Genomic DNA, 25,375 nt, shown 5'->3' with positions numbered 1-25,375 from the left:
TAATGTTATTCGGCAAAAACCGGCCTGTCCTTGAACGAGTTCAGCTTTTTGGGCGCGCAGGGGCTTCATTCCGTCCCAGAGGTTTTGCGACGGGTTTAAGGGTGTTTTTGGCCCCTAGCCCAATAAATACGGGCGCTAGTAGCTATCAGTATGGAAGCAAAACCTGCGCATGCCCCAGACGCTGCCACGCGGCCGGCCCGCCCTGCGCGGGGCGAGGCACCGACCGCAGGCCGTGCCGCCTACAGCGGCCGCCGCGTGGCGAAGCGCACCACCGTCACGCCGGCGCGCGCCTGGCGGGTGCTGGGCATGACCAGCACGCAGTCGTCGTAAGGCGTGGTGACGGGCTCGCCATCGTTGTCGCCGATCACGGTACCGGCCTGGGGGATCACCTCCAGGCCCGTGAAGGGCTCGGTGAAACGAAAGCGCTCGCTCCTGGCGACCACCGGGCCGGTGACCTCCAGCGCCCACTGGCGCGGCGCGTCGGGCAGGCGCCAGCCGGGCAGCACACGTGCCAGGCTGGCGGAATCCACCACGCCGGCCGCTTGCAGGAAGCGCACGCACTGGTCCTGCGCCACGGCGCGGCTGGCCGGGTCGCCATGGAAGCCGCATTCGACGAGCAGCGAGCGCGTGTCGCCGCCCTCGGCATCGGGCTGGCCGAAGCGGCCATAGTCGCGCATGCGCGTGCCGTCCTTGTGGCCCGCGTCCACCACGATGTGCTCAGGCGCGGCCAGGGTGCGCGCGAGGTGCAGGTTGCGCGGCTGCATGCCGGTGAGCAGCAGCGGCGCGCAGGGCTCGTGCATGGAGTGCAGGTCCAGCAGCCAGTCGGCCTCGGCCACGAAGGGGCGCAGCGCGGCCGCGCGCCGGCGCTCCAGCGTGTCGCCGGCGTCCATGCGCGCATCCACCCACTGGCGGTTGAGGTCTTCGTCCACGAAGCGGGCGGCGTCGTGGTGGTGGGGGTCGAACCGGTCGAACGCGGCCAGATTGCACAGCGCCAGCGTGAGCGTGCCGCGCGCGGGGCGCAGGCCGGCTTCCAGCAGGCCCTTGAGCGCCCAGGCGCCGCACAGCTCGTTGCCGTGCACGAGGGCGCTGATCATCACGTGGCGGCCCGGCGTGCCGGAGTCGAAGCGCCACACGCCCTCGGTGCCGGTGTTGCCGGCGCGCCAGGCGCCGAGGTCGGGCGCGGTCAAAGTGAAAGGCAGGGGAGCGCTCATCATTCTTCGATCTTGGCGAACTCGATGATCTTCTTGTACTTGGCGACCTCTGCGGCGAGGAACTTGTCCACGTCCAGGCTGGGGGATGCCACGGTGGAGCCCGCGGCTTCCATTCGCTTGCGGAAGTCCGGCGACTCCAGTGTCTCGTTGAGCGCCTTCTTGAGCCGCTCGGCCACGGGCTTGGGCAGGTGGGCGGGCGCCATGAGGGCGAACCAGGTGCCGATGTCCACGTTCTTGTACTGCGCCGATTCGGCCAGCGCGGGAATGTCGGGCGCGACGGTCGAGCGCTTGGCCTCGGTGGTGCCCAGGGCGATCACTTTGCCGCTCTTGATGTGCGGCAGGCCGCTGGAGAGCACGAACACGCCGAATTCCAGGTTGTTGCCCACCAGGTCGTTGGTGAGCGGCGCCACGCCGCGGTAGGGGATGTGCGTCATGAACAGCTGGCCCTGTTCCTTGATCATCTCGCCGGCCAGGTGCAGCGAGGTGCCCACGCCCGAGCTGCCATAGCTGAGCTTGCCGGGGTTCTTGCGCACGCGTTCGGTGAACTCCGCCAGGTTCTTCACGCCGGTGCCGGTGCTGGCCACCAGCACCAGGGGCTGCGAGGCCACGAGGCCGATGGCGGTGAAGTCCTTGATGTCGTACTTGACCTTCTTGGTCACCAGCTTGTTGATGGCGATCTCGTTGCTGGCGCCGACCAGCAGCGTGTAGCCGTCGGGCGCGCTGCTGGCCACCTTCTGCGCGCCAATGGCGCCACCCGCGCCGCCCAGGTTCTCGATCACCACGGGCACGCCCAGGCGGTTGGACAGCTCCGCGCCCACGGCGCGGCCGGTCAGGTCGGTGCTGCCGCCGGGCGGATAGCCCACGACGATGGTGATGGGCTTGCTGGGGTAGGCGGGCGCTTGCGCGAAAGCGGCAGGGCTGGCAGCGGCGAGCAGCGCGGCGCTGGCCAGCAGCGCGCGGCGCAACGGGGCGGGGGTGCGGGAAGTGTGCATGGCGTTTTCCATAGGCAGGTCGAGGTGGGTGCCATTGTGAAAAGCGCATCGTGGCGGCGTCGTGCCGAAGTGGCACCAGGCCGTGCATTGTGGGCACGCGGCCCGCGGGTTTATCCGGGGATCACTGGCGCGCCAATGTGGCCCACAGCGCCTCGGCCCAGGGCGAGAGCCGGCGCTTGGGCCGGTACATGCGCACGTCGAAGCGCACCTGCATGCGCTCGTCGCCCGCGCGGGCCAACCGCCCGGACTGGCAGTCGGCATGCACCATGGACCAGGGCAGCCAGGCCACGCCCAGGCCGCGCAGCACGTACTCGTACTGCGCGTCGGCCGAGTCGCATTCCACCACGCGCGCCAGGCGCGGCGCCAGCGGGTCATGCGCCAGGCGGTCTTCCACCAGCCGGCCGAGCGCCAGCGTGTGCGAGTAGGCGAGGTAGGGCACCGCATCCGTTCCGCCAAAGTGGTGCAGCGGCGCACCGCCGGCGCGGGCGCGGGAGACGGGCACCAGGCGGTCGCTGGCGAGCGTGAGGTGGGTGAACTGCCGTGCGTCCAGGCGCACGGCGAGCGAGGTGTGGTGGTAGGCCAGGGTGAAGTCGGCCTCGCCACGCTCGATCATGGCCACGGACTCATCCAGCGCACAGGTGCGCACGCGCAGCTCGCCGCCCGCCAACACGGGCTGTATGCGGGCCAGCCAGTCGGCCACCACGGTGCGTGCCAGGGTACGGCCGGTGGCCAGGGTGACGGTGCGCGCCTGCCGCCCCGCGATGGCGCGCAACTCCTCGTGTGAATGGGCCAGGTTCTGCGCCATCTGCTGCGCGGTTTCCAGGAAGGCCTGGCCCGCGGGCGTGAGCCGCACGGGCCCGCCGCCGTCGCGCTCCGTGAGCGGCGTGCCGGCCCACGCCTCCAGCGCGCGGATGCGCCGCCCGAACGCGGGGTGCGTCACATGGCGCAGTTCCGCCGCGCGGGTGAAGCTGCGCTCATGCGCCAGGGCGATGAAGTCCTCCAGCCACTTGAGTTGCATGGCCGGAAAACGCTGGGCTAGGCGCGCGCGGCGTTGAGCGCGGCGCGCGTGGCCTGGGCCGCGTTGCGTGCGGCCGCGGCAAAGTCTGCACCGCCCGAGGCGTAGAGCACGGCGCGCGAGGAGTTCACGATGATCGGCCCGTCGGCGCGCAGCCCGGCGCGCACGGTGGCGGCTGCGTCGCCGCCCTGCGCGCCCACGCCGGGGATCAACAGCGGCAGCGTGGGTGCGAGCGCGCGCACGCGCTCAATTTCTTGCGGGTACGTGGCGCCCACCACCAGGCCGAGCTGGCCGTTCTTGTTCCAGGGGCCCTGCGCCTGGCGGGCCACGTGCTCGTACAGCAGCGGCTGGCCTTCGACGCTGGCCAGGCGCTGGGCCTGCAGGTCATCGCCACCGGGGTTGGAGGTGCGGCACAGCAGGAAAGCACCCTTGCCGTGGTAAGCCAGATAGGGCTCGATGGAGTCAAAGCCCATGAAGGGCGAGAGCGTCACGGCATCCGCGCCATAGCGCTCGAAGGCCTCTTTGGCGTACTGCTCGGCCGTGGAGCCGATGTCGCCGCGCTTGGCGTCCAGGATCACGGGCACATGCGGGGCGTTGCAGCGCATGTGCTGCATCAGGCGCTCCAGCTGGTCCTCTGCACGGTGCGCGGCGAAGTAGGCGATCTGCGGCTTGAAGGCGCACACCAGGTCGGCCGTGGCGTCCACGATGGCGGCACAGAAGTCGTAGATCTTGTGCGCCTCGCCACGCACGGACTCGGGAAAGCGCGTGGGTTCGGGGTCCAGGCCCACGCACAACAGGGAGTCGTTGCGCGTGGTGGCGTCGCGCAGCATGTCAAGAAAAGTCATGTCCGTGATTTTAGGCAACACCGTGCCGCTGCCGTGCGCCATGGCGTCCTGGTGTTTTCGCGGGCGGCTTCGGCAAGGACGGCGCCTGCCCGGCACAATCGCCACCCATGCCTGCTCTTTCCCGCCGCCAGCTCGTCGTTCTTGCCCTGTTGACCCTGGTGTGGGGCCTCAACTGGCCGGTGATGAAGATGGGTGTGGCGCACTTTCCGCCGCTCACCTTTCGCATGGCATCGCTGTGGCTGGGCCTGCCCATCCTGGCCGCGGTGATAGGGGTGCGCAAGCTGCCCTTCACTATTGCGCGCGCGCATTGGGGCCGCGTGGCGCTGCTGGCGCTGACCAACATGGTGCTGTGGCATGTACTCATGATCCTGGCGATCCCGCAGCTGTCCAGCGGACGCGCGGCCATCCTGGGCTACACCATGCCCATCTTCTCGGCCGTGCTGGGCGCGCTGGTGTTCGGCGACCGCCTGGCCGGGCGCGCGTGGATGGGCGTGGGGGCGGCGCTGGTGGGCGTGGTGCTGCTGCTGTGGCATGAGATCGGCGCGCTGGGCGGCAGGCCCCTGGGCGTGACGTTGATGCTGGTGTCTGCCGCGAGCTGGGCCATGGGCACGCAGCTGTTGCGGCGCCTGACCGTGCCGGTGCCGCTGCTCACGCTGTCGTTCTGGATGGTGGCCATCACCTGCGTGGTGCTCACCGTGTTGGCGGTGGCGTTCGAGCGCGAGCGCTGGGTGGCGCCCGACGCCCAGGCCTGGGCCGCCATTCTCTACAACGGGCTGCTGGCGCTGGGCTTTGCGCAGACGGCGTGGTTCTTCCTGGTGCGCACGCTGCCGCCCGTGGCCTCCACGCTCAGCGTGATGATGATTCCGGTGCTGGGCGTGTTCAGCGGCGCGCTGTGGCTGGGCGAGGTGCTGCACTGGCAGGACTGGACCGCCGTGGGCCTGATGGCCGTGGCCATCGGTACCGTGCTGTGGCCCGCGCGTGCGGTGCAGGCGCAGAAGTTCTAATAAAAAGAGCTCCTACCGCTTATGCAATAAGCGCTAGGAGCTCTTACTTTTATAGCGTTCTACGGTCGGATCAGCCTGCCGCGCGCTTTTGCAGTATTTCGAAGGCCGGCAGGGTCTTGCCCTCCAGCACCTCCAGGAACGCGCCACCGCCGGTAGAGATGTAGCCCACGTCCTTCTCGATGCCGTACTTGGCAATCGCCGCCAGGGTGTCGCCGCCGCCGGCGATGCTGAAGGCGCTGGATTCGGCGATGGCCTGTGCGATGGCCTTGGTGCCGCCCGCGAACTGGTCGAATTCGAACACGCCCACGGGGCCGTTCCAGACGATGGTGCCCGCGGCCTTGAGCTGCGCGGCCAGCTTGGCCGCCGTCTCGGGGCCGATGTCCAGGATCAGGTCGTCCTCGGCCACTTCGCTGGCCTTCTTCACGGTGGCGGGTGCATCGGCCGCGAAGGCCTTGGCAACCACCACGTCGGTGGGAATCGGCACCTCGGCGCCGCGCGCGGCCATGGCGGCGATCACGGCCTTGGCTTCGTTCACCAGGTCGGGCTCGGCCAGGCTCTTGCCGATGGGCAGGCCGGCCGCCAGCATGAAGGTGTTGGCAATGCCGCCGCCCACCACCAGGCCATCCACGTTCTTGGACAGGCTTTGCAGGATGGTCAGCTTGGTCGAGACCTTGGAGCCGGCCACGATGGCGACCAGCGGGCGCTTCGGGTTGGCCAGCGCGGTCTGGATGGCGTCGATCTCGGCGGCCAGCAGCGGGCCGGCGCAGGCCACCTTCGCGTACTCGGCGATGCCGTAGGTCGTGCCCTCGGCGCGGTGGGCGGTGCCGAAGGCGTCGTTCACGTAGATGTCGCACAGCTGGGCCATCTTCTTCGCCAGCTCGGGGTTGTTTTTCTTCTCGCCCTTGTTCACGCGGCAGTTTTCCAGCAGCACGACTTGGCCGGGCTGCACCTGCACACCGTCCACCCAGTCGGCCACCAGCGGCACCTCGCGCCCGAGCAGCTCGGACAGGCGCTGGGCCACCGGGGCCAGCGAATCCTCGGGCTTGAACTCGCCTTCGGTGGGGCGGCCCAGGTGGCTGGTCACCATCACGGCGGCGCCGGCCTCTAGCGCCATCTGGATGCAGGGCACGGAGGCACGGATGCGCGTGTCCTCGGTGATGCGGCCGGCGTCGTCTTGCGGCACGTTCAGGTCGGCACGGATGAACACGCGCTGGCCACGGGCCTGGCCCTGGGCGCAAAGGTCGGAAAAGCGAAGGATGTGCATGGGAACAGTGGGTGAGTGCGCCGCGCGGTCACGGTGCGGTCATGAAAACTGCGCGGATTGTAGGCGCCGGGTAACCGCGCCGTAACTCTCTACCAGCCCAGTCCAATATGCAGCGGCAGGTACACCGCCATGCCCACGACGATGGTGCCCAGGATGCCGCGGCGCCAGAAGTAGTAGCCCGCGGCGGCGGCCACGGCGGGCAGCCGTGCGTCCTGCAGCGTCTGGATCAGCGCGCCCTGGGTCATGACCAGCTCGGGCGCGATGACCCCGGCCAGCGCGGCCAGCGGCGCGTACTTCAGGCCGCGGCGCAGCCAGTCGGGCATCGGCAGGTCGCGCTCGGGGATCATGAAGAACGCGCGCGTGAGCAGGGTGATGCCGGCCAGCCCCAGGATGGCAATGGCCGGCTCGATCCAGGCACCGTTCATGTGTCGCCTCCCACCGCGCGGGTGCGCGCACGCCGCAGCGCGCGCTCGGCCGCTTCGGCGGCCAGCCCTGCGGTGACGGCTGCGGCGATCGCCACCAGGATGTTGAGCTTGAGCGGCAGCGCGAAGGTGGCCACCGCCGCCGTGCAGGCCACGGCCGTGGCGAGCCAGGTGGCGCGATCGTTCAGCATGGACAGCAGGATGCCCAGCAGCGCCAGCACGCCCGCAAAGCCCAGCCCCCAGGACAGCGGGATGGCGTTGGCCAGCACGATGCCTGCAATGGACGGCACCTGCCAGGCCAGCCAGTTGGCCGAGGCCGCGCCCCAGAAATAGGGCACCTGCTCGGGCGCAGGCACGGGCTTGGGAAAGCGCTTCATGAAGCTCACGAAGATCACATCGCCGCTGAAGTAGCCCAGCGCCAGCCGGTGGCGGCGCGGCAGGTGGGCGAAATAGCTGCGCCACATGCTGCTGAAGATCACGAAGCGCAGGTTCACGCAGGTGGCCGTGAGCCACACCACCCACAGCGGTGCGCCCGCCACCATCAGCGGCAGCACGGCCAGCTGTGCGCTGCCGGCATACACCGCCAGCGACATGAACAGCGCCATCGGCAGCGACATGCCGCTCTTGGCCATGGCTACGCCCGTCACCAGGCCCCAGGCGCCGATGCCCAGGCAGGTGCCGGCCATGTCACTGACGCCCTGGCGGAAGGCCGGGTCGCGCAGCTGGGCGCGCAGGAAAGGCAGACTCATGGGGCGGCGCCCAGCACCATGCCTGGCGCCAGCGGGAAGCCGCGCAGGAAGTCCGCGGCGGGCAGCCGCTTGCCGCCCGCGCGTTGCAGCACCGTCAAGCGCAGCAGGCTGCCGGCGCCGCAGGCCACGCCGATGCCGTCGGCATCTATAGACAAAATCTGGCCGCAGGCCGCATCCAGCGTGCGCGAGCAGCTATCTATTTCGCAGCTCCATACCTTGATGGCATCGGCACCCAGCGTGGTGGCCGCGCCGGGGAAGGGGTCGAAGGCACGCACGCGCCGGGCGATCACCTCGGCCGGCTGGTTCCAGTCGATGGTGCTTTCCGCCTTGTCGATCTTGTGCGCGTAGGTCACGCCCTCGGCTGGCTGCGGTGTGGGTTTGAGGCCCCCGCAGGCGGCCATCTCCAGCGCCTCCACGATCAGCCGCCCGCCCAGCTGCGCCAGCCGGTCGTGCAGCGTGGCGGTGGTATCGGCGGGGCTGATGGCGGTCTTTTCCAGCAACAGCATGTCGCCGGTATCCAAGCCCGCGTCCATCTGCATGATGGTCACGCCGGTTTCCGCGTCGCCGGCCTCGATGGCGCGGTGGATGGGCGCCGCGCCGCGCCAGCGCGGAAGCAGGCTGGCGTGGATGTTCAGGCAGCCGAGCCGGGGCGTGTTGAGCACCCACTGCGGCAGGATCAGCCCATAGGCGGCCACCACCATCACATCGGCCTGCGCAGCCTCGATGGCGGCTTTGGCGGCCGCTGCGTCCTCAGGGTACTTGCCATCCAAGCGCAGGCTCAGCGGCTGCGCCACGGCGATGCCGTGCTGCAGCGCGCACTGTTTGACGGGTGAAGCCTGCAGCTTCATGCCGCGGCCCGCGGGGCGGTCGGGCTGGGTCAGCACCAGGGGCACGGTGAATCCCGCGGCCAGCAGGCGTTCCAGGGCCACGCGCGCAAACTCGGGCGTGCCGGCAAAAATGACTCTCATACAACGCGTGGAATAGCGGCCCCGGGGTGGGGCTCAGTGAAAGGGGTCGTTGTCGTTCAGCCGCTCGTCCGTGAACATCACGCGCTGCACGACGCCCGCTGGGTCGATGTGCACATGGGCCTGGCGGGGCTCTCCATTGTCACGAAAGCGGTAGGTCCAGATATCGCCATTGAAGCGCGCCACCTTCTCCACCAGCGCAGGCGGGCCGAAGGTGCGTCGCACGGCTGCGCGCGTATCGACGCCATTGCGCAGCGCATGGAAGTGCTCCAGCGTCAGTACCTGCTCCACCCGCACCAGGCGTTGCCGGGCGTCAAAGTCGAGGTGGTAGACCTGTTGGCCTGCGGGCTGGCGGCTGTAGACCAGCCGTTCTCCGCCTTCCGGGAGCATTACGGTCAGCGTGGGTGCGCCCATGGCGCGCTCGATGTCCGCACGCGGCGTGCCTGCTTTCTGCCATTCGGGTACGGCGCAGGCCGCCAAAAAAACAGCCAGCAGCAGTGCGCTCCAGCGGAGCCGGCGCGGTGCGGTTGCGTGCGCCGGCAGCGGGGTCATGCGCGTTCGGCCTGCTTTTGCTGCTTCAACAGCTTGGTCTTGATGCGGTTGCGCTTCAAGGGCGACAGGTATTCCACGAACACCTTGCCCAGCAGGTGGTCCATCTCGTGCTGGATGCACACGGCCAGCAGGCCCTCGGCCTCGATCACGCGCGGCTGGCCGTCGCGGTCCAGCGCGCGCACGTGCACGGCAGTGGAGCGCTCCACGCCATCGTAGATACCAGGCACCGACAGGCAACCCTCGTCGCCCACTTGTTTCTCGGCACTGGCCCAGGTGATCTCGGGGTTGATCAGCACCAGCGGCGTGTCGCGCTCTTCGGAGACGTCGATCACCACGATGCGCTCGTGCACATCGACCTGCGTGGCGGCCAGGCCAATGCCATGGGCGTCGTACATGGTGGCGAACATATCGTCCACGATGGCGCGCACGCGCTCATCCACCGCCGTCACGGGCTGGGCGACCTTGTGCAGGCGAGGATCGGGGTAACAGAGAATCGGAAGAATTGCCATGGCAGAGCGCTCAATATGTCGCTATTTTCGCCACTTTTGCCCGCCATTGCGGCGCCCAATCACAATAATCGTTGCCCGATCAAGGGCTTGGGCACAGAATCTCAAATGGTTTGTAATGTATTCGCGGCAGTTTCTTCTGTAAAACAATTAACTGCACCGCAGCGAGAGGGGCGTTTTTCCAATGAATGACACGAGGAACAATATGGCGGCTCAGGCCCGTATGCGCGTGACGGCGCTCGGCGCACTGGCTTTGTTGGCGGGTGCCGCCATGGCACCGGCGGCGCAGGCACAGAATTACCCGATTACTTCCGAGCAGCGCGCCACCGCGCAGCAGGTGGCTTCACGCGGCGTTCCCCTTTCCGAATTGGCCGCCAATGCGCCCGATACCTACGTGGTGAAACGCGGTGACACGCTGTGGGGTATTTCCGGCATGTATTTGAAGCGCCCCTGGCGCTGGCCGGAACTGTGGGGCATGAATCTGCAGTCCATTCCCAACCCGCACCTGATTTTCCCGGGCCAGACGCTGTACCTGGAAAAGGTGGACGGCTATGCCCGCCTGAGCACCAGCCGCAAAGGCGCGCCCGAGACCGTGCGCGTGTCGCCGCGCACGCGCTATGACAGCCTGGCCGGCACGGCGCTGCCCACGCTCAAGCCGCACCTGATCGAACCCTTCCTCGTCGAGCCTCTGGTGGTGGACGAGCTCACGCTGCAGCAGGCCCCGCGCATCGTGGCCACGCGCGACGAACGCATGATCATGGCCAACGGCGACCGCGCCTACGTGCGCGGCCCTGAAGGCAGTCCCCTCGTGATGGCGCCTGGCGTGCCGCGCCAGTACCGCGTGTTCCGCAACGCCATTCCGCTGAAGGATCCGCACACTGGTGAGGTGCTGGGCTACGAAGCGCAGTATGTCGGCCGCGCCGAACTGGTGCGCAGTGAAACTACCACTCCCGTGCACCAGCGCGATGTAGCGCGGGGCAAGAGTTCCAGCGAGGGCCGGGGGGAAGTGCTGGAGGGGCAAGCCGACGGCACAGCGGTGGACATCGTTCCCGCCACGGTGGACCTGAGGGGCGCGAAGGAAGAAATCCGCGCCGGCGACCGCCTGCTGCCCGCACCACAGCGTAGCTTCAACAGCTACACCCCGCGGGCACCGCAGGGCCCCGTGGATGCCAGCGTGGTGTCGATCTACGGCAGCGCGGCCGTGGCCTATGCAGGCCAGAACCAGGTGATCACCATCAACCGCGGTATGCGCGACGGCATGGAAGCCGGCCACGTGCTGCAGCTGCTCACGCAGGGCGAGCGCTTCAAGGACAAGACCGACGAGCAGCGCGCCATGGTGCGCCTGCCCAGCGAGAGCAATGGCGTGGCGATGGTGTTCCTCACGTTCGACCGCGTGTCCTACGCCCTGATCCTGCAGTCGCAGCAGGCGGTGCGTGTGGGCGACCGTCTGGTCAACCCCGAGTAAGCCCCGGGCGCCGCCACCTGCGGGCGGCCGCTCCCCCTCCTTGTCACCGCGCATGCAACGCGACGAACTGGCCGCTTGGCTGCGACTGACGCTCACGCCTGGCGTGGGCAACGGTGCCGCGCGCAGGCTGCTGGCCGCGTTCGGCCTTCCCCAGAACATCTTTGCGCAGGGCGAGAGGGCCTGGCAGTCCTGCGTCACCACGGCGCAGGCGCGCGCGCTCGCCTGCGTGCCCGAGGAGCTGGAGGTGCTGACCGAGCGGACGTGGCAGTGGCTGCTGGACGGGCGGGCGCCCGCGCAGCCGGCGCACGGCATCGTCACGCTGGGTGACGAGGCCTATCCTCCTGCGTTACTGGCCACCGAGGATCCGCCGCTGCTGCTGTACCTGCTGGGTGCTCCGCAGTTCGTGCAGGGCGGCGCGCCGTTCGCGCCGGCGCACAGCCTGGCCATGGTGGGTAGCCGCAACCCCACGGCCCAGGGGGCGGACCATGCGCGGCAGTTCGCACGCGCTCTGCGGGAGGCGGGTTTGTGCATCATCTCTGGGCTGGCGCTGGGCATCGACGCGGCGGCGCACGAGGGCGCGCTGATCGATCCGCCCGACGGCGCCGCGCCCGCCACCATTGCCATCGTGGGCACCGGGCTGGACCGGGTGTACCCGCGTGCCAACAAGGAGCTGGCCCACCGCATCGCGCGCCACGGCTTGCTGGTCAGCGAATACCCGCTGGGCACGCCGCCGTTGCCGGCCAACTTTCCCAAGCGCAACCGCATCATCTCCGGCCTGTCGCAGGGCACTCTGGTGGTGGAGGCGGCGCTGGCCTCGGGCTCGCTGATCACCGCGCGACTCGCGGCCGAGCAGGGGCGCGAGGTGTTCGCCATACCCGGCTCCATCCACGCGCCCCAGTCGCGTGGTTGCCACGCGCTGATACGCCAGGGCGCCAAGCTGGTGGAGTCGGCGCAGGACGTACTGGAAGAACTGCGCTGGCATGCGCCGGCAGCCGCCATCCCTGCGGAACAGCCCGCGCCCGAGGAGCCCCTCGCGCCGTCGTATCAATGTGTGCTGGATGCGCTAGGGTTCGATCCACTGGGGCTGGACGCGCTGGTGGCGCGCACGGGGCTGGATGCCGCCACGCTGCAAGTACGGCTGCTGGAGCTGGAACTGGAGGGACGGGTGGCGCGCCTGCCCGGCGGGCTGTTCCAGCGCACGGGGCAGGCCTAAAGCAGCGACGGCAGTGCGCGCTTCGCGGTGCACGCCTGCGGGGAAGGGGCTTGCCGCGTGGCCTTGACCGCTCGGCGGATCAGCCGGCGCGGTACGGGCACGCGTTTGCTATATAAAAATGAGCTGTTCGCGCTTGCTGTGCAACCATTTCAAAGATTTTTTCCTTTGAAACCTGGATGAAATAAGCGCAGGCAGCTATGTTTTTTGATGTTATAGCCCGAGCATCAACCGCAGGTTCTGCACCGCGGCGCCGCTCGCGCCCTTGCCCAGGTTGTCCAGGCGCGCCACCAGCACGGCATGGCGATAGCTCTCATTGGCGAACACGCGCAGTTCCAACTGGTTCGTGTCGTTGAGCGCGAGGGCATCGAGTTTGCCGTCCTCGGTGGGCGGCAGCACCTTCACCCACTGTTCGGGCGTATTGCTCTTGGCGTAATGGGCCGCCAGTGCGTCGTGCAGGTCCGCCGCCTTCGGCTGGCCGGGCAGCAGGTCCAGATGCAGCGGCAGTTGCACCAGCATGCCCTGGCGGAAGTTGCCCACCGAGGGGATGAAGATCGGGCGGCGCGTGAGCCCGGTGTACTTCAGGATTTCGGGCAGGTGCTTGTGCGATAGGCCCAGCGCATACAGCTCAAAGGGCGCCGCCTGGCCTTGCTCATAGGCCTCGATCATCGTACGGCCGCCGCCGGAGTAGCCGCTCACCGACGGCAGCGCCAGTGGGTGGTCGGCGGGCACCAGGCCGGCGTCGACCAGCGGGCGCAGCAGGGCGATGGCGCCGGTGGCATAGCAGCCGGGGTTGGATACGCGCGTGGCGCTGCGCACGGCCTCCAACTGGCCGGGTGCCAGTTCGGGAAAGCCGAACACCCAGCCCGGCGCCGTGCGGTGGGCGGTAGAGGCATCAATGATCTTGATGGCGCGGCCGGTCTCGGCAGTGATGGCGTCCACCAGCGCGACTGTTTCGCGCGCGGCATCGTCGTGCAGGCACAGCACGACCAGGTCCACACCGGCGATCAGTGCGCGCTTGGCGGCGGCGTCCTTGCGCAGTTCGGGGGCGATGCTGACCAACTCCACCTGGGGCATGGCCTGTAGGCGCTCACGAATCTGCAGGCCGGTGGTGCCTGCCTCGCCATCAATAAAGACCTTGGACATCGAGTAGCTCCTGCAAGGGCCGGCCCAGGGATGGGGCCGGGGGCGTAAGTTATATCCACATCAATGGTGCGTCGCAGCATGATACATTTACCGGCTGCCATTCCCGAGCATGCGGCTGTATTTCCGCTCTTCGGCAGAACGGGTACAAACACCATCCTTCCCCTGAGAGAGACCTCATGAAGATTCACGAATACCAAGGCAAGGAAATCTTGCGCAGTTTCGGCGTGCCCGTCCCGCGTGGCATCCCCGCTTTCACGGTGCAAGAAGCCGTGGAAGCCGCACAAAAGCTCGGCGGCCCCGTGTGGGTCGTGAAGGCCCAGATCCACGCCGGTGGCCGTGGCAAGGGCGGTGGCGTGAAGGTCGCCAAGACCATTGATGACGTGAAGGCACGCGCCAGCGAGATCCTGGGCATGCAACTGGTCACGCACCAGACCGGCCCTGAAGGGCAAAAGGTGCGCCGCCTGTACATTGAAGATGGCGCTGACATCAAGAACGAACTGTATGTGTCCCTGGTCACCGACCGTGGCACGCAGAAAGTGGCGCTGATCGCTTCCAGCGAAGGCGGCATGGACATCGAGGAAGTGGCCCACTCCACGCCCGAGAAGATCATCACCGAGATGATCGACCCCCTGACCGGCATCACGCCCGAGCAGTCCAAGAAGGTGGCCGCAGCCATCGGCCTGACGGGTGCTTCGGTGGACCAGGCGGTGGACCTGTTCGCCAAGCTCTACAAGTGCTACATGGACACTGACGCGTCCCTGGTCGAGATCAACCCGCTGAATTGCGACTCCAAGGGCAACCTGATGGCCCTGGACGCGAAGTTCAACTTCGACGCCAACGCGCTGTTCCGTCACCCGGAAATCGTGGCCCTGCGCGACCTGGACGAGGAAGATCCGGCGGAAGTCGAGGCCTCCAAGTTCGATCTGGCCTACATCTCCCTGGACGGCAACATCGGCTGCCTGGTGAACGGCGCGGGCCTGGCCATGGCCACCATGGACACCATCAAGCTGTTTGGCGGCGAGCCGGCCAACTTCCTGGACGTGGGTGGCGGCGCCACCCCCGAGAAGGTCACCGAAGCCTTCAAGATCATGCTCAAGAACCCCAAGGTCAAGGGCATTCTGGTCAACATCTTCGGCGGCATCATGAAGTGCGACACCATCGCCACCGGCGTGATCACCGCCTGCAAGGCCGTGAACCTGCAGGTGCCGCTGGTCGTGCGCATGAAGGGCACGAACGAAGAGCTGGGCAAGAAGATGCTGGCCGAGTCCGGCCTGCCCATCATCAGCGCCGACACCATGGCGGAAGCCGCCACGAAGATTGTCGAAGCCGTCCGTTAAGCAGGCCCGGAGATAAAACATGTCGATCTACATCAACAAAGACACCAAGGTCATCACCCAGGGCATCACCGGCAAGACCGGTCAGTTCCACACGGAAAAGTGCCAGGAATACGCCAACGGCAAGAACTGCTTCGTGGCGGGTGTGAACCCCAAGAAGGCCGGCGAGAAGATTTTTGACATTCCAATCTTTGGGTCGGTCAAGGACGCCGCCAAGGAAACCGGTGCTACCGTCTCCGTGATCTACGTGCCGCCCGCAGGCGCGGCCGCCGCCATCTGGGAAGCCGTCGAGGCCGACCTGGACCTGGCGATCTGCATCACCGAAGGCATTCCCGTGCGCGACATGCTTGAAGTGCGCAACAAGATGAAGGCCAAGGAAGCCGCCGGCGGCAAGCGCACGCTGCTGCTGGGCCCCAACTGCCCTGGCCTGATCACGCCGGACGAGATCAAGATCGGCATCATGCCCGGTCACATCCACAAGAAGGGCCGTGTGGGCGTGGTGAGCCGTTCCGGCACGCTGACCTACGAAGCCGTGGCACAGTTGACCGAACTGGGCATCGGCCAGTCGTCCGCCGTCGGCATCGGCGGCGACCCGATCAACGGCCTCAAGCACATCGACGTGATGAAGGCTTTCAACGACGATCCTGATACCGACGCCGTGATCATGATTGGCGAGATCGGCGGCCCCGACGAGGCAGAAGCTGCCCGCTGGTGCAAGGCCAATATGAAGAAGCCCATCGTGGGCTTCATTGCCGGCGTGACCGCTCCTCCGGGCAAGCGCATGGGCCATGCGGGTGCGCTGATCTCCGGCGGCGCCGATACGGCGGACGCCAAGCTGGCCATCATGGAAGAGTGCGGTTTCACCATTACCCGCAATCCTTCCGAGATGGCTCGCCTGCTCAAGGGCCTGCTGTAATCTGCGAGCGTGGCGCGGTGTAGCGCGCCAGGTTACGCAAAATTACGCACGCGCGCGAGGGTCGTCCCTCTCTACACTGTCGGTTCCAACACAAAAGAAACGCCAGCTTGGTTTACCCAGGCTGGCGTTTTCGATTCATAACACTGGAGCCATCAATGGAGTACTTGAGCAATGCCGATTTCTGGATCGGCCTGGTGAAGATCGTCTGGATCAACATCATTTTGTCGGGCGACAACGCTGTCGTCATCGCCTTGGCGGCGCGTTCGCTGCCTCCGCAGCAGCAGAAGAAGGCCGTCATGTTCGGCTCCGGCGCGGCGGTGGTGTTGCGCATCGTATTGACGGTAGTGGCGGCCAAGCTGCTGGAGCTGTCCTTCCTGCAGATCGTCGGGGGCTGCCTTCTGCTGTGGATTGGGTATCAACTCCTCACGGGCGAAGAGGAAGATGACGGTGCTTCCAAATCCGCAGGGGGCATGTTCGCGGCCATCCGCACCATCCTGATTGCCGACCTGGTGATGAGCCTGGACAACGTCATAGCCGTCGCCGCGACGGCCCAGGGGAACATGGTGCTGCTCGTCCTGGGGCTGGCCATCAGCATACCGCTGGTGATCTTCGGCTCCACCCTGATGATCAAGCTCATGGAACGCTTTCCCGTCATCGTCACGCTGGGGGCCGCGTTGATCGGTTGGGTGGGAGGCGAGACCATCGTCAACGACAACTTGCTCCACGATTACGCGATTGGGCACCCGTGGCTCCACTACGTAGCCGCCATAGCGGGCGCCGTGCTGGTGGTGATGGTGGGCAAGCTGGCGCAATCCCGCGGCGAACCTCGGCAGGCGTGAAAAGTCTGGCGCGCGGTAGTGCGACGGGAATGTGCCGCGACCTGACGGACATGTCCTTGAAGTAGCAAAAATGGCAGGCAAGAAGGGGCTGCGTAGGGCCTCTTTTGCAACACACGTCAACGGGCCTGGCTTGCATGCGTTCAACATCATGACGGACCTATCGCCCGGTGCGCCTCGACTATGATGCGCAGTCCCGCAATGCCGGTTGTGAGGGATATGCAGCGATGCCCTCCTCAACCGCATGTAAAGCGTCTTCGCGTGAGGCGTATCGCGGGAGTCTCTTATGAAACCTCTGCCGATGCTGAGCTACGAATTCTGCGCGTTGACGGACACGGGGCGGGTGCGCTCCAACAACGAAGACGCTGTGGCCATCCATGAGACGGTGCAGATGGTCATTCTGGCCGACGGCATGGGGGGCTACAACGCGGGCGAGGTGGCTGCCGGGATGGCGATCACCTACATCGGCACCGAGATGGTCCGCTGGCTGCAAGGCGATGGCTCCGCGGCATCGCCTTCGGATGTACGGCATGCACTAGAGGCCTGTGTGGACAATGCGAACCACGCGATCCTCGGCGCCTCGATGTCCAACCCGCAGTACCTGGGAATGGGTACCACGCTGGTCGTCGGCGTGTTCCGTGACGACCGGCTCATTCTCGGCCACATCGGTGATTCGCGCTGCTACCGGTGGCGCGAGGGCCTCTTGCGGCAGATCACGCGCGACCACTCGTGGTTGCAGGAGCAGATCGACCTGGGACTGCTCACACCGGCACAAGCAGCCGTTTCGGGGCAGCGCAACCTGGTTACACGGGCGCTGGGAGTGGATGTGTCCGTGCACATAGAAATCAACGAATTTCCTGTCGAGCCCGGTGACTTGTTCATTCTTTGCTCCGACGGCCTGACGGATATGTTGAGTGACGAAGATTTGGCCGAACTGGCGCGGATGCCCATTGCGCTACAAGATAAAGCGGCGCGCATGGTGGCCATGGCCAACGCCATGGGAGGGCGGGACAACATCAGCGTAGTGCTGGCGCAAACGCAACTCGCTCAGGACGCCAAAAAACGCGGCGGCCTCATGGCGCGCCTGCTGCGCACCTCGTGACCCTTCCACCAAGCTCAGTCCGACCGCCAGGGCTTCAATTGCCTGTGCCCGGAAATTGCTACTTCCCTCTACTAGCTAAGTTGTTTGGATAAGGAAAAGTGATCATGCCCAGAATGGTCGTGTCGATCGATGGAGTTGTCATCAAGGAAGTTACCTTCACCAAGGAACGCACAACGGTAGGCCGCCGCCCCTACAACGACGTGGTCATCGACAACCTTGCCGTCAGTGGTGAACATGCGGTCTTCCTCATGAATGGGGACGATGTAGAAGTGGAAGACCTGGGCAGCACCAATGGCACCTATGTCAATGGCAAGGCCATCAAGCGACAGCCTTTGCGCAACGGCGACACGGTGGAATTGGGGAAGTACAAAATCCGCTTCCTGCACGAAGAGCCTGGTCACGACTATGAGAAGACGATGGTCTTTAAGCCGGGCATGTTGCCGCCGCTGGCCAAGCCTGCGGCCTCTGCTCCAGTCGTGCTGAGCGCCGCCGTACGGGTGATGAACGGCCCCGCCGCTGGCCGTGAGGTGGCGCTGACAAAAGTGGTTACCACCATTGGCAAGCCCGGCGTGGCCGTGGCTTCCATTACCAAGCGGCACAGCGGCTTCGTCCTGGCTCATGTGGAGGGGGGTGACTTTCCGTTGCTGAACGGGGCCCCGGTGGGGGGGAGTCCCGTCACCCTCAAAAATGGCGACCGCATCGCGCTGGCCAGTACCGAGATGGAGTTTGTGCAAGGCTAGAGCGTGCAGAGGGCAACGCTAGTGTGGCGATCATTAGCGCTTCGCTTTTAAAAGCCGTTAGCGCCTGATGGGAGAAGGGGTGCTGCCGCGGGTCGCAGAATGCCACGCTGCTTCTAACAGACCGAATTGCGTAGTTCTCCACGTAGAACACCTTAGGGTGACAAATGTGTCGACGTGTGACCGATTGGTTAGGTTTTTCCTTTGCTGGGTCAAGGAAACTGGTGAAAAATGTCGCGCACTGCAACGTTTGGTTGCATTTTGATGTTGGCACAGAAGCTGCTCAAGTGTTTTCAACCCGCAGGATTCGTCTGCGGGGGCTATTACCTAATTCTGAGGAGGATTTATGAAGCGTACCCTGCAACAAGGTTTCACCCTGATCGAATTGATGATCGTGGTGGCCATCATCGGTATTTTGGCCGCCATTGCGCTGCCTGCTTATCAAGACTATACGATCCGTACCAAGGTTTCTGAGGGCTTGGTTCTGGCTTCTGGTCAAAAGCCCATCGTTGCAGACAATGCGGCTAATGCCACGCCTGATGCATCAGGTGGTTTGTTCGCCAGCATGGAAACGGCTGCGCCAGGTGCTGCTGCTGCGCCTTGCAATGCCGCAGGTACTTGCAGTCTGAATGGCGGAACAACTGCTGCTCCTCTGACGAAGAATGTCGAGAGCATTGTTGGCACCACGGCTGATGGCCATATGGTGATTTCGTACACGCCCGCTCTGGTGCCAGCTGCAAGCAACATTCTGGAATTGTGGCCTACTGCTAACGGCGCCGTTTTGGCCGCAGGTACGCCTCCGAATGGTCCACTGAAGTGGACTTGCTACACGGCGGGCAAGGCTGCAGTTGATGGTGCTACGAACGGCGCCACGCTGCAGCCCAAGTATGCACCTGCTGAGTGCCGTTAATACCTGTGTGATGGGCTGATTTCAGCCCAACAAAAAGGGCTCCGGGAAATCGGGGTCCTTTTTTCTTTTGGCTTTCCGTCATGATGGTCCGTTTTCTCAAATCCCAGGCAACCGCCCGTGCAGTACTGATCCATTTTGGAATTAGTGCGTGCATTGCTTTGCTCATGGCTTTTGTTGTTTTTGGCCTATGGTTTGGTGCGCCTTTCCGTACATTAGCCGGGGGGCTACATCTATTCTGGTTGCTGATCGGTGTAGACGTTGTCTGCGGTCCGCTGCTTACTGCTGTTCTATTCAATCCGTCGAAGTCGCGTCGTGAATTGACACTAGACCTTTCATTGGTGGCGCTGTTGCAAATTGCAGCCCTTGCCTACGGTGTATATAGCATTGCATTAGCGCGCCCAGTGGTGGTAGCAGCCGAGGTTGATCGTTTTGTGGTTGTTTCGGCGGTCCAGATTAACCGCGATGATTTGCACGAGGCGCCTACCCAGTTTCGCAAATTGTCGTGGACGGGGCCTGTGGTGTTGGGCATCCGAGCACCGCGCGATGGCGATGACACACTTCGCAGCATTGAACTGTCATTGCAGGGTATGGAGCCCAGTGTGCGTCCTGGTTGGTGGCAAAACTATGAGGAAAGTCGCCTCGCAGTCCAATCACGTATGAAACCTATTACGGCCTTGCGGGCTGCGAGGCCCCCGGAAGAACAGACGGCTATTGATATTGCTGTTCAAAAAACTGGGCAACCAATGGATAATATCCACTACATGCCACTTGTCAGTTCAAAGTCGTTGGATGACTGGATTATCTTGCTGGACAAGGAAGCCAATATTGTCGGTCAAGCGCCTGTCGGAGGTTTTGAGTAAACAATATCGAACTCGAAGAAACAGAGCGCGCACAGTTAAAGCACGCGCGGCTAATCTAGACAGCCGCAGCACACAAGTTTTACTGATGGAAGAGGATTTGCCATTCAGGCCATAAAACTACCCGATTTCCCGCCGTGCTTCTCCAGCACCCTGACCCCCGTCATCACCATCCGCTTGTCCGCCGCCTTACACATGTCATAAACGGTGAGCAGCGCTACCTGCACGGCGGTCAGGGCCTCCATCTCCACCCCGGTAGGCCCCACCGTTTCCACCGTAGCCGTGCATTGCACAGCGCTGTCGGAAGGCAGCAGTTCGAACTCCACGGCCACGCGGGTGAGGGCCAAGGGGTGGCATAGCGGGATCAGCTCGCTGGTCTTCTTGGCTGCCATGATGCCGGCGATGCGCGCTACGCCGAGCACGTCGCCCTTCTTGGCGGTGCCCGACTCGACCAGCGCCAGTGTGGCGGGCTGCATCTCGATGCGGCCCGTGGCAATGGCCACGCGGTGCGTGGCCGGTTTGGCGCCGACGTCCACCATGTGGGCTTGGCCTTGGGCGTCGAAGTGGGTGAGGGGAGAGGGGGACGTTGTCATAAGGCGGGTTTACAACCGGGTGCGAAACATTCCAATGGCCGGGGCATCATACGGCCATGTGCAGATGGCCGCGATTGATGGCCGGCCCGTTCCCGCGGGTGGAGGAGTTTTGTGCAAGGTTCTCTACAAAATTGGCTCCCAGCGCCCAGCTGGAAAGCGCTGACAGCTTCTTTTTTTATAGCATTTGGCTCCCTGCAAGCACCGGCTGTGGTGGCACAGCCATCGCTGCCCACACTGGGAGACGGCCTGGAGATGACGACCAGTGCCGAGCGCAAGCTGGGCGACCGCATCATCCGCGAGCTGTACCGCGACCCGGATTACATCGATGACGCGGTGCTGAATGAGTATGTGCAGGGCCTGTTTCAGCCACTGGTGCAGGCTGCCAAGGCGCGGGGGGAATTGTCGCCCGAACTCGAGGAACGCTTTGCCTGGGAGATCTTGCTGGGCCGCGACCGTACGGTGAACGCATTTGCCCTGCCGGGCGGCTACTTCGGCGTGCATCTCGGGCTGATCGGTGTGGTGAGCACGCGCGACGAACTCGCGTCGGTGCTGGCACACGAACTCAGCCATGTCACCCAGCGCCATATTTCACGCCTGATCGCGCAGCAGGGGCGGCAGACGCCGCTGATGCTGGGTGCGCTGATCCTCGGCGCGCTGGCGGCGAGCCGCAGCCCCGATGCGGCCCAGGCCCTGATGGTGGGCGGGCAGGCGCTGGCCGTGCAGAGCCAACTGAACTTCTCGCGCGACATGGAGCGCGAGGCCGACCGTGTGGGCTACGGCCTGATGGCGCCCGCCGGCTTTGCGCCGCAGGGCTTCGTGGGCATGTTCGACAAGCTGCAGCAGGCCAACCGCATCAACGACAACGGCAGTTGGCCCTACCTGCGCAGCCACCCCTTGACCACGCAGCGCATTGCGGACATGCACAGCCGCATTCCGCCGGGTGCGGCGCAGCCCGCGCAGGCTACGCTGGAGCACCTGATGATGGCTGCGCGCGCGCGCGTGCTGATGCGCCCCGGTGTCGACGCTTGGCGACAGTGGGTTGCCGAGCCGCAGGACGCCGGCTTTGCCGCACGGCCCGCACGGCAGCGGGTGGCGGCCTGGTATGCGGCCACCCTCAGCGCGGTGCAGTTGGGCGACATGGCGGCTGCGCGCAAGGCGTTGCGTGCGCTGCAGTCCAGCGCAGGTACCGATGCTGCCGCGTTGCGCCAGGCGCGCCTGCTGGGTGCCGAGCTGGAGCTGGCTGCGGGCGACGCGCCCGCGGCGCTGACGTACCTGCAGGGCAGCGTCGTCACGGAAGGCAGCGGTGTGCCCAGCGCGCCCGCGCCCGCACGGCCAGAGATGCTGCTGCGCACCCAGGCCCTGCTGCGCACGGGCGCGGCAGGCGAGATGGCGGGGCCCTTGCAGACCTGGGTAGCCACGCATCCTCGGGACGCGACCGTCTGGCAGGCGCTGGCGCAGGTATGGCAACAGCAGGGGCAGCCTCTGCGCGCGGTGCGCGCCGAGGCCGAGGCACACGCTGCACGCTATGACTACGCGGCTGCGGTGGACCGTTTCAAGGCGGGGCAGGACCTTGCGCGGCGCAGCAGCGCGGCGGGGGACTACATCGAAGCGTCGATCATCGACACGCGGCTGCGTGCGGTGGAGTCACTTCTTAAGGAACAGGCCGCCGAGCGCTGATTCGATCAGCATGCCCAGCAGGGAGTAGATCAGCGAACCGATCAGCGCGGCGGTAAAGCCGTGTACCTGGAAACCGTCGCCCAGCACCGACGCGGCGGCCCAGAACATGAGCGCGTTGATCACGAAGAGGAACAGCCCGATGGTGACGATGGTCACCGGCAGCGTCAGCACCACGAGGACCGGGCGCAGCACCACGTTGAACAGGCCGATCACAAAGGCCGCGATCAGCGCAGCGCCGAAGCTGCGCACCTCCACGCCGCTGTAGAGGTAGGCCACGCAAAGCAGGGCGGCCGCGCTCAGCAGCCATTTGAGCAGTAGTCGCATGGCGCGCAGCATAGCACCGGGCCGGCGAATGCGCCGCGCCGCATGCGGCATGAGAGCGTGTAAAAAAAAGCCGGCCCATCTACGCTTGCACGCGATGGGCCGGCTGGGCTGAACCGTGGTTTTGCCGAGTCCTGCCGTGCCGATCAGTCGGCGGCCAGCATGAACAGCAGGCCCAGGCTGGCGAGCGAGCCGGGCACCGTCCAGCGCCGTGGCGGTTTGCGCACGATGACCGGCGCGGCGGCGGGCGCTGCGTCGGTCGGGGTGTTCACCTCCTGTTCCAGCTTGGGGCGACGGGCGTCTACCACCGTGCACGCGCCATGCTCGGACTGCAGCTGCGCCAGCAGCTCGGGCAGCGGCCCCTTGGCCAGTACCGTGCTGATGGGCGCACCCTCTGCCCGCAGCCAGGGCTGCAGCTGCGCAAACAGCTTGTCCGCCCATTTGGCGCGCCAGTTCTCGCGTGCGCTATGGCTCACCCATTTGCTAATGCGGTGCGTCATGCGCGGTGCGCAGGCCACCAGCACCCAGTGGATCGTGCCCGCAGTGGCGGGGGTCGCCAGCGGCTCCAGGACTTGCCGCGCGTAGGCTGCGTCGTCCACATACACGATGACCTTGTCCATGGCGGATCTCCTGTCGGGCCTATGGGTGCGTGTGCAGGAAGGCCTGTTTCAGCCGTGCTGTGCAGGGGCCGTCTTGCCGCGCTGCGCGACGATGGCCTTGCCGACCACCAGCACCAGCAGGGCGCCGGCCACGCTGGCGGCGTACTTCAGAGTGTCGGACTGCTCCAGCTTGAACATCCACTGCCACTTGTCGGGGTTGGCCAGCGCGGGGTCGGAGACCAGCATGCCGCCGGCGATCCAGCCCAGCAGCATGCCGCCGGCGGTGATGATGACCGGGAAGCGCTCCATGAGCTTGATGACCAGTTGGCTGCCCCACACGATGATCGGGATGGAGATCAGCAGGCCCAGCACCACCAGCAGCAGCGAGTGGTCGCCCGCGTTCTGCGCGGCGCCGGCAATGGCGATCACGTTGTCCACGCTCATCACCAGGTCGGCCACGATGATGGTCTTGATGGCGGCCAGCAGCTTGTCGCTCTCGGCCACGCTGCCGTGGCCGTCCTCGTCGGGGGCCAGCAGCTTCACGCCGATCCACACCAGCAGGATGGCGCCCACCACTTTCAGGAAGGGCAGGTTCAGCAGCGTCATCGCGAAGGCAATCAGGACCACGCGCAGGATGATGGCGCCCGCCGTGCCCCAGATGATGCCCTTGGTGCGCTGCGCGGGCGGCAGCTTGCGGCAGGCCAGGGCGATCACCACGGCGTTGTCACCACCGAGTAGGATGTCGATGATGATGATCTGCCCCAGTGCAACCCAGAACTCGGGTGAAGTCAGAAATTCCATAAAGTCCTCGTTATCAGTAACCGAAAGGAGGCCCGCAGCCACTGTAGGTGGCGGTGGGCGGCTCCGCAAGAGAGACACTGCACGGTGACCAGGGACTCGTCCACCCGCGTGGGTTGCGACGCGCGAAGAGGTAAGGACGGCCTTGATCAGCCCCGCAGGGCCATCAAAGGTCTTGCTCAGCCCGCGTGCGATGCGTGGCGCATGCCGGGCCCGGGCTGCCGGAAGCGGTGCGCTTCGTACTGACGACAGACCGAGAGCCTCCGCACCCCGGGGCGATGGCCGTCAGGACTTGGAGGTCAGGAGCTACTCCCCTTCGAACCTGCGATTGGAACATGCCACGAGGGCGGCGCGCAAGCGGCAGGCGTTTTTTGCGCAAGGCGGTTTGAAGAAAATGTTGCCAGATGCGCGACGGAATATGCCTGTCATGCTATTTAAAACATAGCGAATGGCCCTGGCGACCCCGCCGCCATGCGCATGGAACACACCGGGACGGGCGGTATCATCGGCGCGCCCCTACCTGCCATGTCCTGCATCCACGTCGCCGATATCGAAGCCGCCATCAACCATTGGCGCGCCCGCGCCCCATCGCCCGATGGCGTGGGACTGGCGCCGGAAATCGAGGCGCTGGCCGAGGTGTATGGCCGCATGGTGTTTGCGCGGGCCGAGGACGTGGCGCCGCAGCAGATGCCCGCCGCGGCGCTGGCGGCGTGGCTGGCCTGGTACGAGACCACACCCGACACACCGTGCATCGCCATCTGCTCCACCAGCCAGGGGGATGAATGGTGCAAGGGCTGCGGGCGCAGCTTTGCCGAGGTGCAGCACTGGTTGGCGATGAGCCCGATGGACAAGCGCGCCGTGTGGCGGCGCATCACCCGCGAGGGCGTGGCGCTGCGCTTCACGCGCTATGCCGAACGTGCGGCTGAGCGCCCCGCCGATTGCGCCGGCGGCGCTCCCGGCGCTGGTTGACCGGCTTTACGGCGGGGCGCGCGCCGGCTAAGGTGGCCGCATGCTGCGTTTGACCCAGGCCCCCGATATCGCCATGGCCACGCTGTGGCGCGACCTGCTGTGCGAGGCCGGCATGCCCGCCAGCGTGCAGCGCCAGCATCTGGGCGCGGCGGCGGGCCACCTGCCGCCAGGAGAGTGCCTGCCCGAGATCTGGCTCACGTACCCCGAACATGCAGAACGCGCCCGTGCGCTGTTGCGGGAGTTCCAGCATCTGCCGCAGCGCCAGTGGCGCTGCCACGCGTGCGGCGAGGCGATCGAGGGCGGCTTCGAACAGTGCTGGAATTGCGGCGCCTTGATGCCGCAGTAGATTGCTATTTATTCAGGAGCTGCTGGCGCTTGTT

General features: G+C 65.8%; 28 protein-coding genes. 13 read left to right on the top strand and 15 right to left on the bottom strand.

Annotated features, from left to right (window positions below; translation table 11 throughout):
- Positions 1-239: 239 nt before the first annotated feature.
- The 4 genes from QY917_RS13385 to pyrF all read right to left on the bottom strand — a co-directional run bounded on the left by QY917_RS13385 (position 240) and on the right by pyrF (position 4,063).
- Positions 240-1,214 (bottom strand): succinylglutamate desuccinylase/aspartoacylase family protein, encoded by a 975-nt coding sequence (locus QY917_RS13385; protein WP_123675490.1) that lies wholly within the window; start codon positions 1,212-1,214, stop codon positions 240-242.
- Positions 1,211-2,203 (bottom strand): tripartite tricarboxylate transporter substrate binding protein, encoded by a 993-nt coding sequence (locus tag QY917_RS13380; RefSeq protein WP_041836128.1) that lies wholly within the window; start codon positions 2,201-2,203, stop codon positions 1,211-1,213. Before QY917_RS13380 ends, QY917_RS13385 begins: the two co-directional genes overlap by 4 nt.
- Positions 2,204-2,324: 121 nt before the next feature.
- Positions 2,325-3,221, bottom strand: a complete 897-nt coding sequence (locus tag QY917_RS13375; RefSeq protein WP_088888065.1) for a LysR family transcriptional regulator — start codon at positions 3,219-3,221, stop codon at positions 2,325-2,327.
- A 17-nt stretch (positions 3,222-3,238) separates the two neighbouring features.
- Positions 3,239-4,063 carry an orotidine-5'-phosphate decarboxylase gene (pyrF, locus tag QY917_RS13370; RefSeq protein ID WP_041839097.1) on the bottom strand — a complete coding sequence of 275 codons (825 nt, stop codon included), beginning with the start codon at positions 4,061-4,063 and terminating at the stop codon, positions 3,239-3,241.
- A 107-nt stretch (positions 4,064-4,170) separates the two neighbouring features.
- Here pyrF and QY917_RS13365 point away from each other — a divergent pair, with 107 nt between their 5' ends.
- On the top strand, positions 4,171-5,067 hold the full coding sequence (locus tag QY917_RS13365; RefSeq protein WP_123675491.1) for a DMT family transporter: 897 nt from the start codon (positions 4,171-4,173) through the stop codon (positions 5,065-5,067).
- Between the two features lie 70 nt (positions 5,068-5,137).
- On the opposite strand, the gene QY917_RS13360 is transcribed toward QY917_RS13365, so the two are convergent.
- The 6 genes from QY917_RS13360 to def all read right to left on the bottom strand — a co-directional run bounded on the left by QY917_RS13360 (position 5,138) and on the right by def (position 9,528).
- Entirely contained in the window at positions 5,138-6,331 is a 1,194-nt protein-coding gene (locus QY917_RS13360; protein WP_123675492.1) for a phosphoglycerate kinase, read from the bottom strand.
- 89 nt (positions 6,332-6,420) lie between these two features.
- On the bottom strand, positions 6,421-6,756 hold the full coding sequence (locus QY917_RS13355; protein ID WP_047349385.1) for an AzlD domain-containing protein: 336 nt from the start codon (positions 6,754-6,756) through the stop codon (positions 6,421-6,423).
- Entirely contained in the window at positions 6,753-7,502 is a 750-nt protein-coding gene (locus QY917_RS13350) for an AzlC family ABC transporter permease (RefSeq protein ID WP_123675493.1), read from the bottom strand. Before QY917_RS13350 ends, QY917_RS13355 begins: the two co-directional genes overlap by 4 nt.
- The gene (fmt, locus tag QY917_RS13345; protein WP_011807134.1) at positions 7,499-8,470 is read right to left on the bottom strand and encodes a methionyl-tRNA formyltransferase; all 972 of its coding nucleotides are present in this window, start codon (positions 8,468-8,470) and stop codon (positions 7,499-7,501) included. The genes QY917_RS13350 and fmt overlap by 4 nt, the downstream gene beginning before the upstream one ends.
- A gap of 33 nt (positions 8,471-8,503) precedes the next feature.
- Positions 8,504-9,019, bottom strand: a complete 516-nt coding sequence (locus QY917_RS13340; protein WP_123675494.1) for a hypothetical protein — start codon at positions 9,017-9,019, stop codon at positions 8,504-8,506.
- Positions 9,016-9,528: a peptide deformylase gene (def, locus tag QY917_RS13335; RefSeq protein ID WP_011807132.1), complete on the bottom strand. Its 513-nt coding sequence runs from the start codon at positions 9,526-9,528 to the stop codon at positions 9,016-9,018. Before def ends, QY917_RS13340 begins: the two co-directional genes overlap by 4 nt.
- A gap of 202 nt (positions 9,529-9,730) precedes the next feature.
- Between def and QY917_RS13330 the strand changes: the two genes are divergently transcribed.
- Entirely contained in the window at positions 9,731-10,990 is a 1,260-nt protein-coding gene (locus QY917_RS13330; RefSeq protein ID WP_302077296.1) for a LysM peptidoglycan-binding domain-containing protein, read from the top strand.
- Between the two features lie 52 nt (positions 10,991-11,042).
- A complete protein-coding gene (dprA, locus tag QY917_RS13325) occupies positions 11,043-12,203 on the top strand; it encodes a DNA-processing protein DprA (protein WP_123675496.1) in 1,161 nt (386 codons plus the stop codon).
- A 210-nt stretch (positions 12,204-12,413) separates the two neighbouring features.
- Here dprA and argC read toward each other — a convergent pair whose 3' ends face one another.
- A complete protein-coding gene (gene argC / locus QY917_RS13320) occupies positions 12,414-13,346 on the bottom strand; it encodes an N-acetyl-gamma-glutamyl-phosphate reductase (RefSeq protein ID WP_011807129.1) in 933 nt (310 codons plus the stop codon).
- A gap of 176 nt (positions 13,347-13,522) precedes the next feature.
- On the opposite strand from argC, the gene sucC reads away from it, so the two are divergent.
- The 7 genes from sucC (at position 13,523) to tfpZ (ending at position 20,041) form a co-directional block, all read left to right on the top strand.
- On the top strand, positions 13,523-14,683 hold the full coding sequence (gene sucC, locus QY917_RS13315; RefSeq protein WP_011807128.1) for an ADP-forming succinate--CoA ligase subunit beta: 1,161 nt from the start codon (positions 13,523-13,525) through the stop codon (positions 14,681-14,683).
- Positions 14,684-14,702: 19 nt separating this feature from the next.
- The gene (sucD, locus tag QY917_RS13310; RefSeq protein ID WP_011807127.1) at positions 14,703-15,596 is read left to right on the top strand and encodes a succinate--CoA ligase subunit alpha; all 894 of its coding nucleotides are present in this window, start codon (positions 14,703-14,705) and stop codon (positions 15,594-15,596) included.
- 155 nt (positions 15,597-15,751) lie between these two features.
- Positions 15,752-16,435 (top strand): TerC family protein, encoded by a 684-nt coding sequence (locus tag QY917_RS13305; protein ID WP_123675497.1) that lies wholly within the window; start codon positions 15,752-15,754, stop codon positions 16,433-16,435.
- A gap of 283 nt (positions 16,436-16,718) precedes the next feature.
- A complete protein-coding gene (locus QY917_RS13300; RefSeq protein WP_123675498.1) occupies positions 16,719-17,534 on the top strand; it encodes a Stp1/IreP family PP2C-type Ser/Thr phosphatase in 816 nt (271 codons plus the stop codon).
- Positions 17,535-17,638: 104 nt separating this feature from the next.
- Positions 17,639-18,274 (top strand): FHA domain-containing protein, encoded by a 636-nt coding sequence (locus QY917_RS13295; protein WP_123675584.1) that lies wholly within the window; start codon positions 17,639-17,641, stop codon positions 18,272-18,274.
- Between the two features lie 343 nt (positions 18,275-18,617).
- Entirely contained in the window at positions 18,618-19,181 is a 564-nt protein-coding gene (locus QY917_RS13290) for a pilin (RefSeq protein ID WP_123675499.1), read from the top strand.
- 80 nt (positions 19,182-19,261) lie between these two features.
- Positions 19,262-20,041: a TfpX/TfpZ family type IV pilin accessory protein gene (tfpZ, locus tag QY917_RS13285; protein ID WP_148060996.1), complete on the top strand. Its 780-nt coding sequence runs from the start codon at positions 19,262-19,264 to the stop codon at positions 20,039-20,041.
- Between the two features lie 104 nt (positions 20,042-20,145).
- On the opposite strand, the gene moaC is transcribed toward tfpZ, so the two are convergent.
- Entirely contained in the window at positions 20,146-20,631 is a 486-nt protein-coding gene (moaC, locus tag QY917_RS13280; RefSeq protein ID WP_123675500.1) for a cyclic pyranopterin monophosphate synthase MoaC, read from the bottom strand.
- A 252-nt stretch (positions 20,632-20,883) separates the two neighbouring features.
- On the opposite strand from moaC, the gene QY917_RS13275 reads away from it, so the two are divergent.
- Complete coding sequence (locus QY917_RS13275; RefSeq protein ID WP_302079275.1) at positions 20,884-22,308, top strand: M48 family metalloprotease; 1,425 nt, start codon at positions 20,884-20,886, stop codon at positions 22,306-22,308.
- Here QY917_RS13275 and QY917_RS13270 read toward each other — a convergent pair.
- The 3 genes from QY917_RS13270 to QY917_RS13260 all read right to left on the bottom strand — a co-directional run bounded on the left by QY917_RS13270 (position 22,276) and on the right by QY917_RS13260 (position 24,029).
- Positions 22,276-22,632: a phage holin family protein gene (locus QY917_RS13270; protein WP_041836445.1), complete on the bottom strand. Its 357-nt coding sequence runs from the start codon at positions 22,630-22,632 to the stop codon at positions 22,276-22,278. The two genes, QY917_RS13275 and QY917_RS13270, sit on opposite strands and share 33 nt — an antisense overlap.
- Positions 22,633-22,775: 143 nt before the next feature.
- Positions 22,776-23,249 (bottom strand): hypothetical protein, encoded by a 474-nt coding sequence (locus QY917_RS13265; RefSeq protein ID WP_123675502.1) that lies wholly within the window; start codon positions 23,247-23,249, stop codon positions 22,776-22,778.
- Between the two features lie 48 nt (positions 23,250-23,297).
- A complete protein-coding gene (locus tag QY917_RS13260; protein WP_011807113.1) occupies positions 23,298-24,029 on the bottom strand; it encodes a TerC family protein in 732 nt (243 codons plus the stop codon).
- A 522-nt stretch (positions 24,030-24,551) separates the two neighbouring features.
- On the opposite strand from QY917_RS13260, the gene QY917_RS13255 reads away from it, so the two are divergent.
- Positions 24,552-24,995 carry a DUF3717 domain-containing protein gene (locus tag QY917_RS13255; RefSeq protein ID WP_123675585.1) on the top strand — a complete coding sequence of 148 codons (444 nt, stop codon included), beginning with the start codon at positions 24,552-24,554 and terminating at the stop codon, positions 24,993-24,995.
- Positions 24,996-25,035: 40 nt separating this feature from the next.
- Positions 25,036-25,341, top strand: a complete 306-nt coding sequence (locus tag QY917_RS13250) for a DUF2007 domain-containing protein (protein ID WP_011807111.1) — start codon at positions 25,036-25,038, stop codon at positions 25,339-25,341.
- Positions 25,342-25,375 lie beyond the last annotated feature (34 nt).

This window comes from Diaphorobacter sp. C33 (genome assembly GCF_030503915.1).
GTDB lineage: Bacteria > Pseudomonadota > Gammaproteobacteria > Burkholderiales > Burkholderiaceae_C > Diaphorobacter > Diaphorobacter nitroreducens.
This window is presented reverse-complemented; position numbering and strand designations above follow the sequence as displayed.

What these genes read in the sequence shown, in the direction of transcription:
- QY917_RS13260 (WP_011807113.1), bottom strand. Translation starts at nt 24,029, where the DNA reads ATGGAATTTCTGACTTCACCCGAGTTCTGGGTTGCACTGGGGCAGATC.
- QY917_RS13350 (WP_123675493.1), bottom strand. Translation starts at nt 7,502, where the DNA reads ATGAGTCTGCCTTTCCTGCGCGCCCAGCTGCGCGACCCGGCCTTCCGC.
- dprA (WP_123675496.1), top strand. Translation starts at nt 11,043, where the DNA reads ATGCAACGCGACGAACTGGCCGCTTGGCTGCGACTGACGCTCACGCCT.
- moaC (WP_123675500.1), bottom strand. Translation starts at nt 20,631, where the DNA reads ATGACAACGTCCCCCTCTCCCCTCACCCACTTCGACGCCCAAGGCCAA.
- QY917_RS13360 (WP_123675492.1), bottom strand. Translation starts at nt 6,331, where the DNA reads ATGCACATCCTTCGCTTTTCCGACCTTTGCGCCCAGGGCCAGGCCCGT.
- QY917_RS13300 (WP_123675498.1), top strand. Translation starts at nt 16,719, where the DNA reads ATGAAACCTCTGCCGATGCTGAGCTACGAATTCTGCGCGTTGACGGAC.
- QY917_RS13295 (WP_123675584.1), top strand. Translation starts at nt 17,639, where the DNA reads ATGCCCAGAATGGTCGTGTCGATCGATGGAGTTGTCATCAAGGAAGTT.
- QY917_RS13275 (WP_302079275.1), top strand. Translation starts at nt 20,884, where the DNA reads ATGACGACCAGTGCCGAGCGCAAGCTGGGCGACCGCATCATCCGCGAG.
- tfpZ (WP_148060996.1), top strand. Translation starts at nt 19,262, where the DNA reads ATGATGGTCCGTTTTCTCAAATCCCAGGCAACCGCCCGTGCAGTACTG.
- pyrF (WP_041839097.1), bottom strand. Translation starts at nt 4,063, where the DNA reads ATGACTTTTCTTGACATGCTGCGCGACGCCACCACGCGCAACGACTCC.
- QY917_RS13255 (WP_123675585.1), top strand. Translation starts at nt 24,552, where the DNA reads ATGTCCTGCATCCACGTCGCCGATATCGAAGCCGCCATCAACCATTGG.
- sucD (WP_011807127.1), top strand. Translation starts at nt 14,703, where the DNA reads ATGTCGATCTACATCAACAAAGACACCAAGGTCATCACCCAGGGCATC.
- def (WP_011807132.1), bottom strand. Translation starts at nt 9,528, where the DNA reads ATGGCAATTCTTCCGATTCTCTGTTACCCCGATCCTCGCCTGCACAAG.
- sucC (WP_011807128.1), top strand. Translation starts at nt 13,523, where the DNA reads ATGAAGATTCACGAATACCAAGGCAAGGAAATCTTGCGCAGTTTCGGC.
- QY917_RS13305 (WP_123675497.1), top strand. Translation starts at nt 15,752, where the DNA reads ATGGAGTACTTGAGCAATGCCGATTTCTGGATCGGCCTGGTGAAGATC.
- fmt (WP_011807134.1), bottom strand. Translation starts at nt 8,470, where the DNA reads ATGAGAGTCATTTTTGCCGGCACGCCCGAGTTTGCGCGCGTGGCCCTG.
- QY917_RS13265 (WP_123675502.1), bottom strand. Translation starts at nt 23,249, where the DNA reads ATGGACAAGGTCATCGTGTATGTGGACGACGCAGCCTACGCGCGGCAA.
- QY917_RS13375 (WP_088888065.1), bottom strand. Translation starts at nt 3,221, where the DNA reads ATGCAACTCAAGTGGCTGGAGGACTTCATCGCCCTGGCGCATGAGCGC.
- argC (WP_011807129.1), bottom strand. Translation starts at nt 13,346, where the DNA reads ATGTCCAAGGTCTTTATTGATGGCGAGGCAGGCACCACCGGCCTGCAG.
- QY917_RS13330 (WP_302077296.1), top strand. Translation starts at nt 9,731, where the DNA reads ATGGCGGCTCAGGCCCGTATGCGCGTGACGGCGCTCGGCGCACTGGCT.
- QY917_RS13270 (WP_041836445.1), bottom strand. Translation starts at nt 22,632, where the DNA reads ATGCGACTACTGCTCAAATGGCTGCTGAGCGCGGCCGCCCTGCTTTGC.
- QY917_RS13380 (WP_041836128.1), bottom strand. Translation starts at nt 2,203, where the DNA reads ATGCACACTTCCCGCACCCCCGCCCCGTTGCGCCGCGCGCTGCTGGCC.
- QY917_RS13340 (WP_123675494.1), bottom strand. Translation starts at nt 9,019, where the DNA reads ATGACCCCGCTGCCGGCGCACGCAACCGCACCGCGCCGGCTCCGCTGG.
- QY917_RS13365 (WP_123675491.1), top strand. Translation starts at nt 4,171, where the DNA reads ATGCCTGCTCTTTCCCGCCGCCAGCTCGTCGTTCTTGCCCTGTTGACC.
- QY917_RS13385 (WP_123675490.1), bottom strand. Translation starts at nt 1,214, where the DNA reads ATGATGAGCGCTCCCCTGCCTTTCACTTTGACCGCGCCCGACCTCGGC.
- QY917_RS13355 (WP_047349385.1), bottom strand. Translation starts at nt 6,756, where the DNA reads ATGAACGGTGCCTGGATCGAGCCGGCCATTGCCATCCTGGGGCTGGCC.
- QY917_RS13250 (WP_011807111.1), top strand. Translation starts at nt 25,036, where the DNA reads ATGCTGCGTTTGACCCAGGCCCCCGATATCGCCATGGCCACGCTGTGG.
- QY917_RS13290 (WP_123675499.1), top strand. Translation starts at nt 18,618, where the DNA reads ATGAAGCGTACCCTGCAACAAGGTTTCACCCTGATCGAATTGATGATC.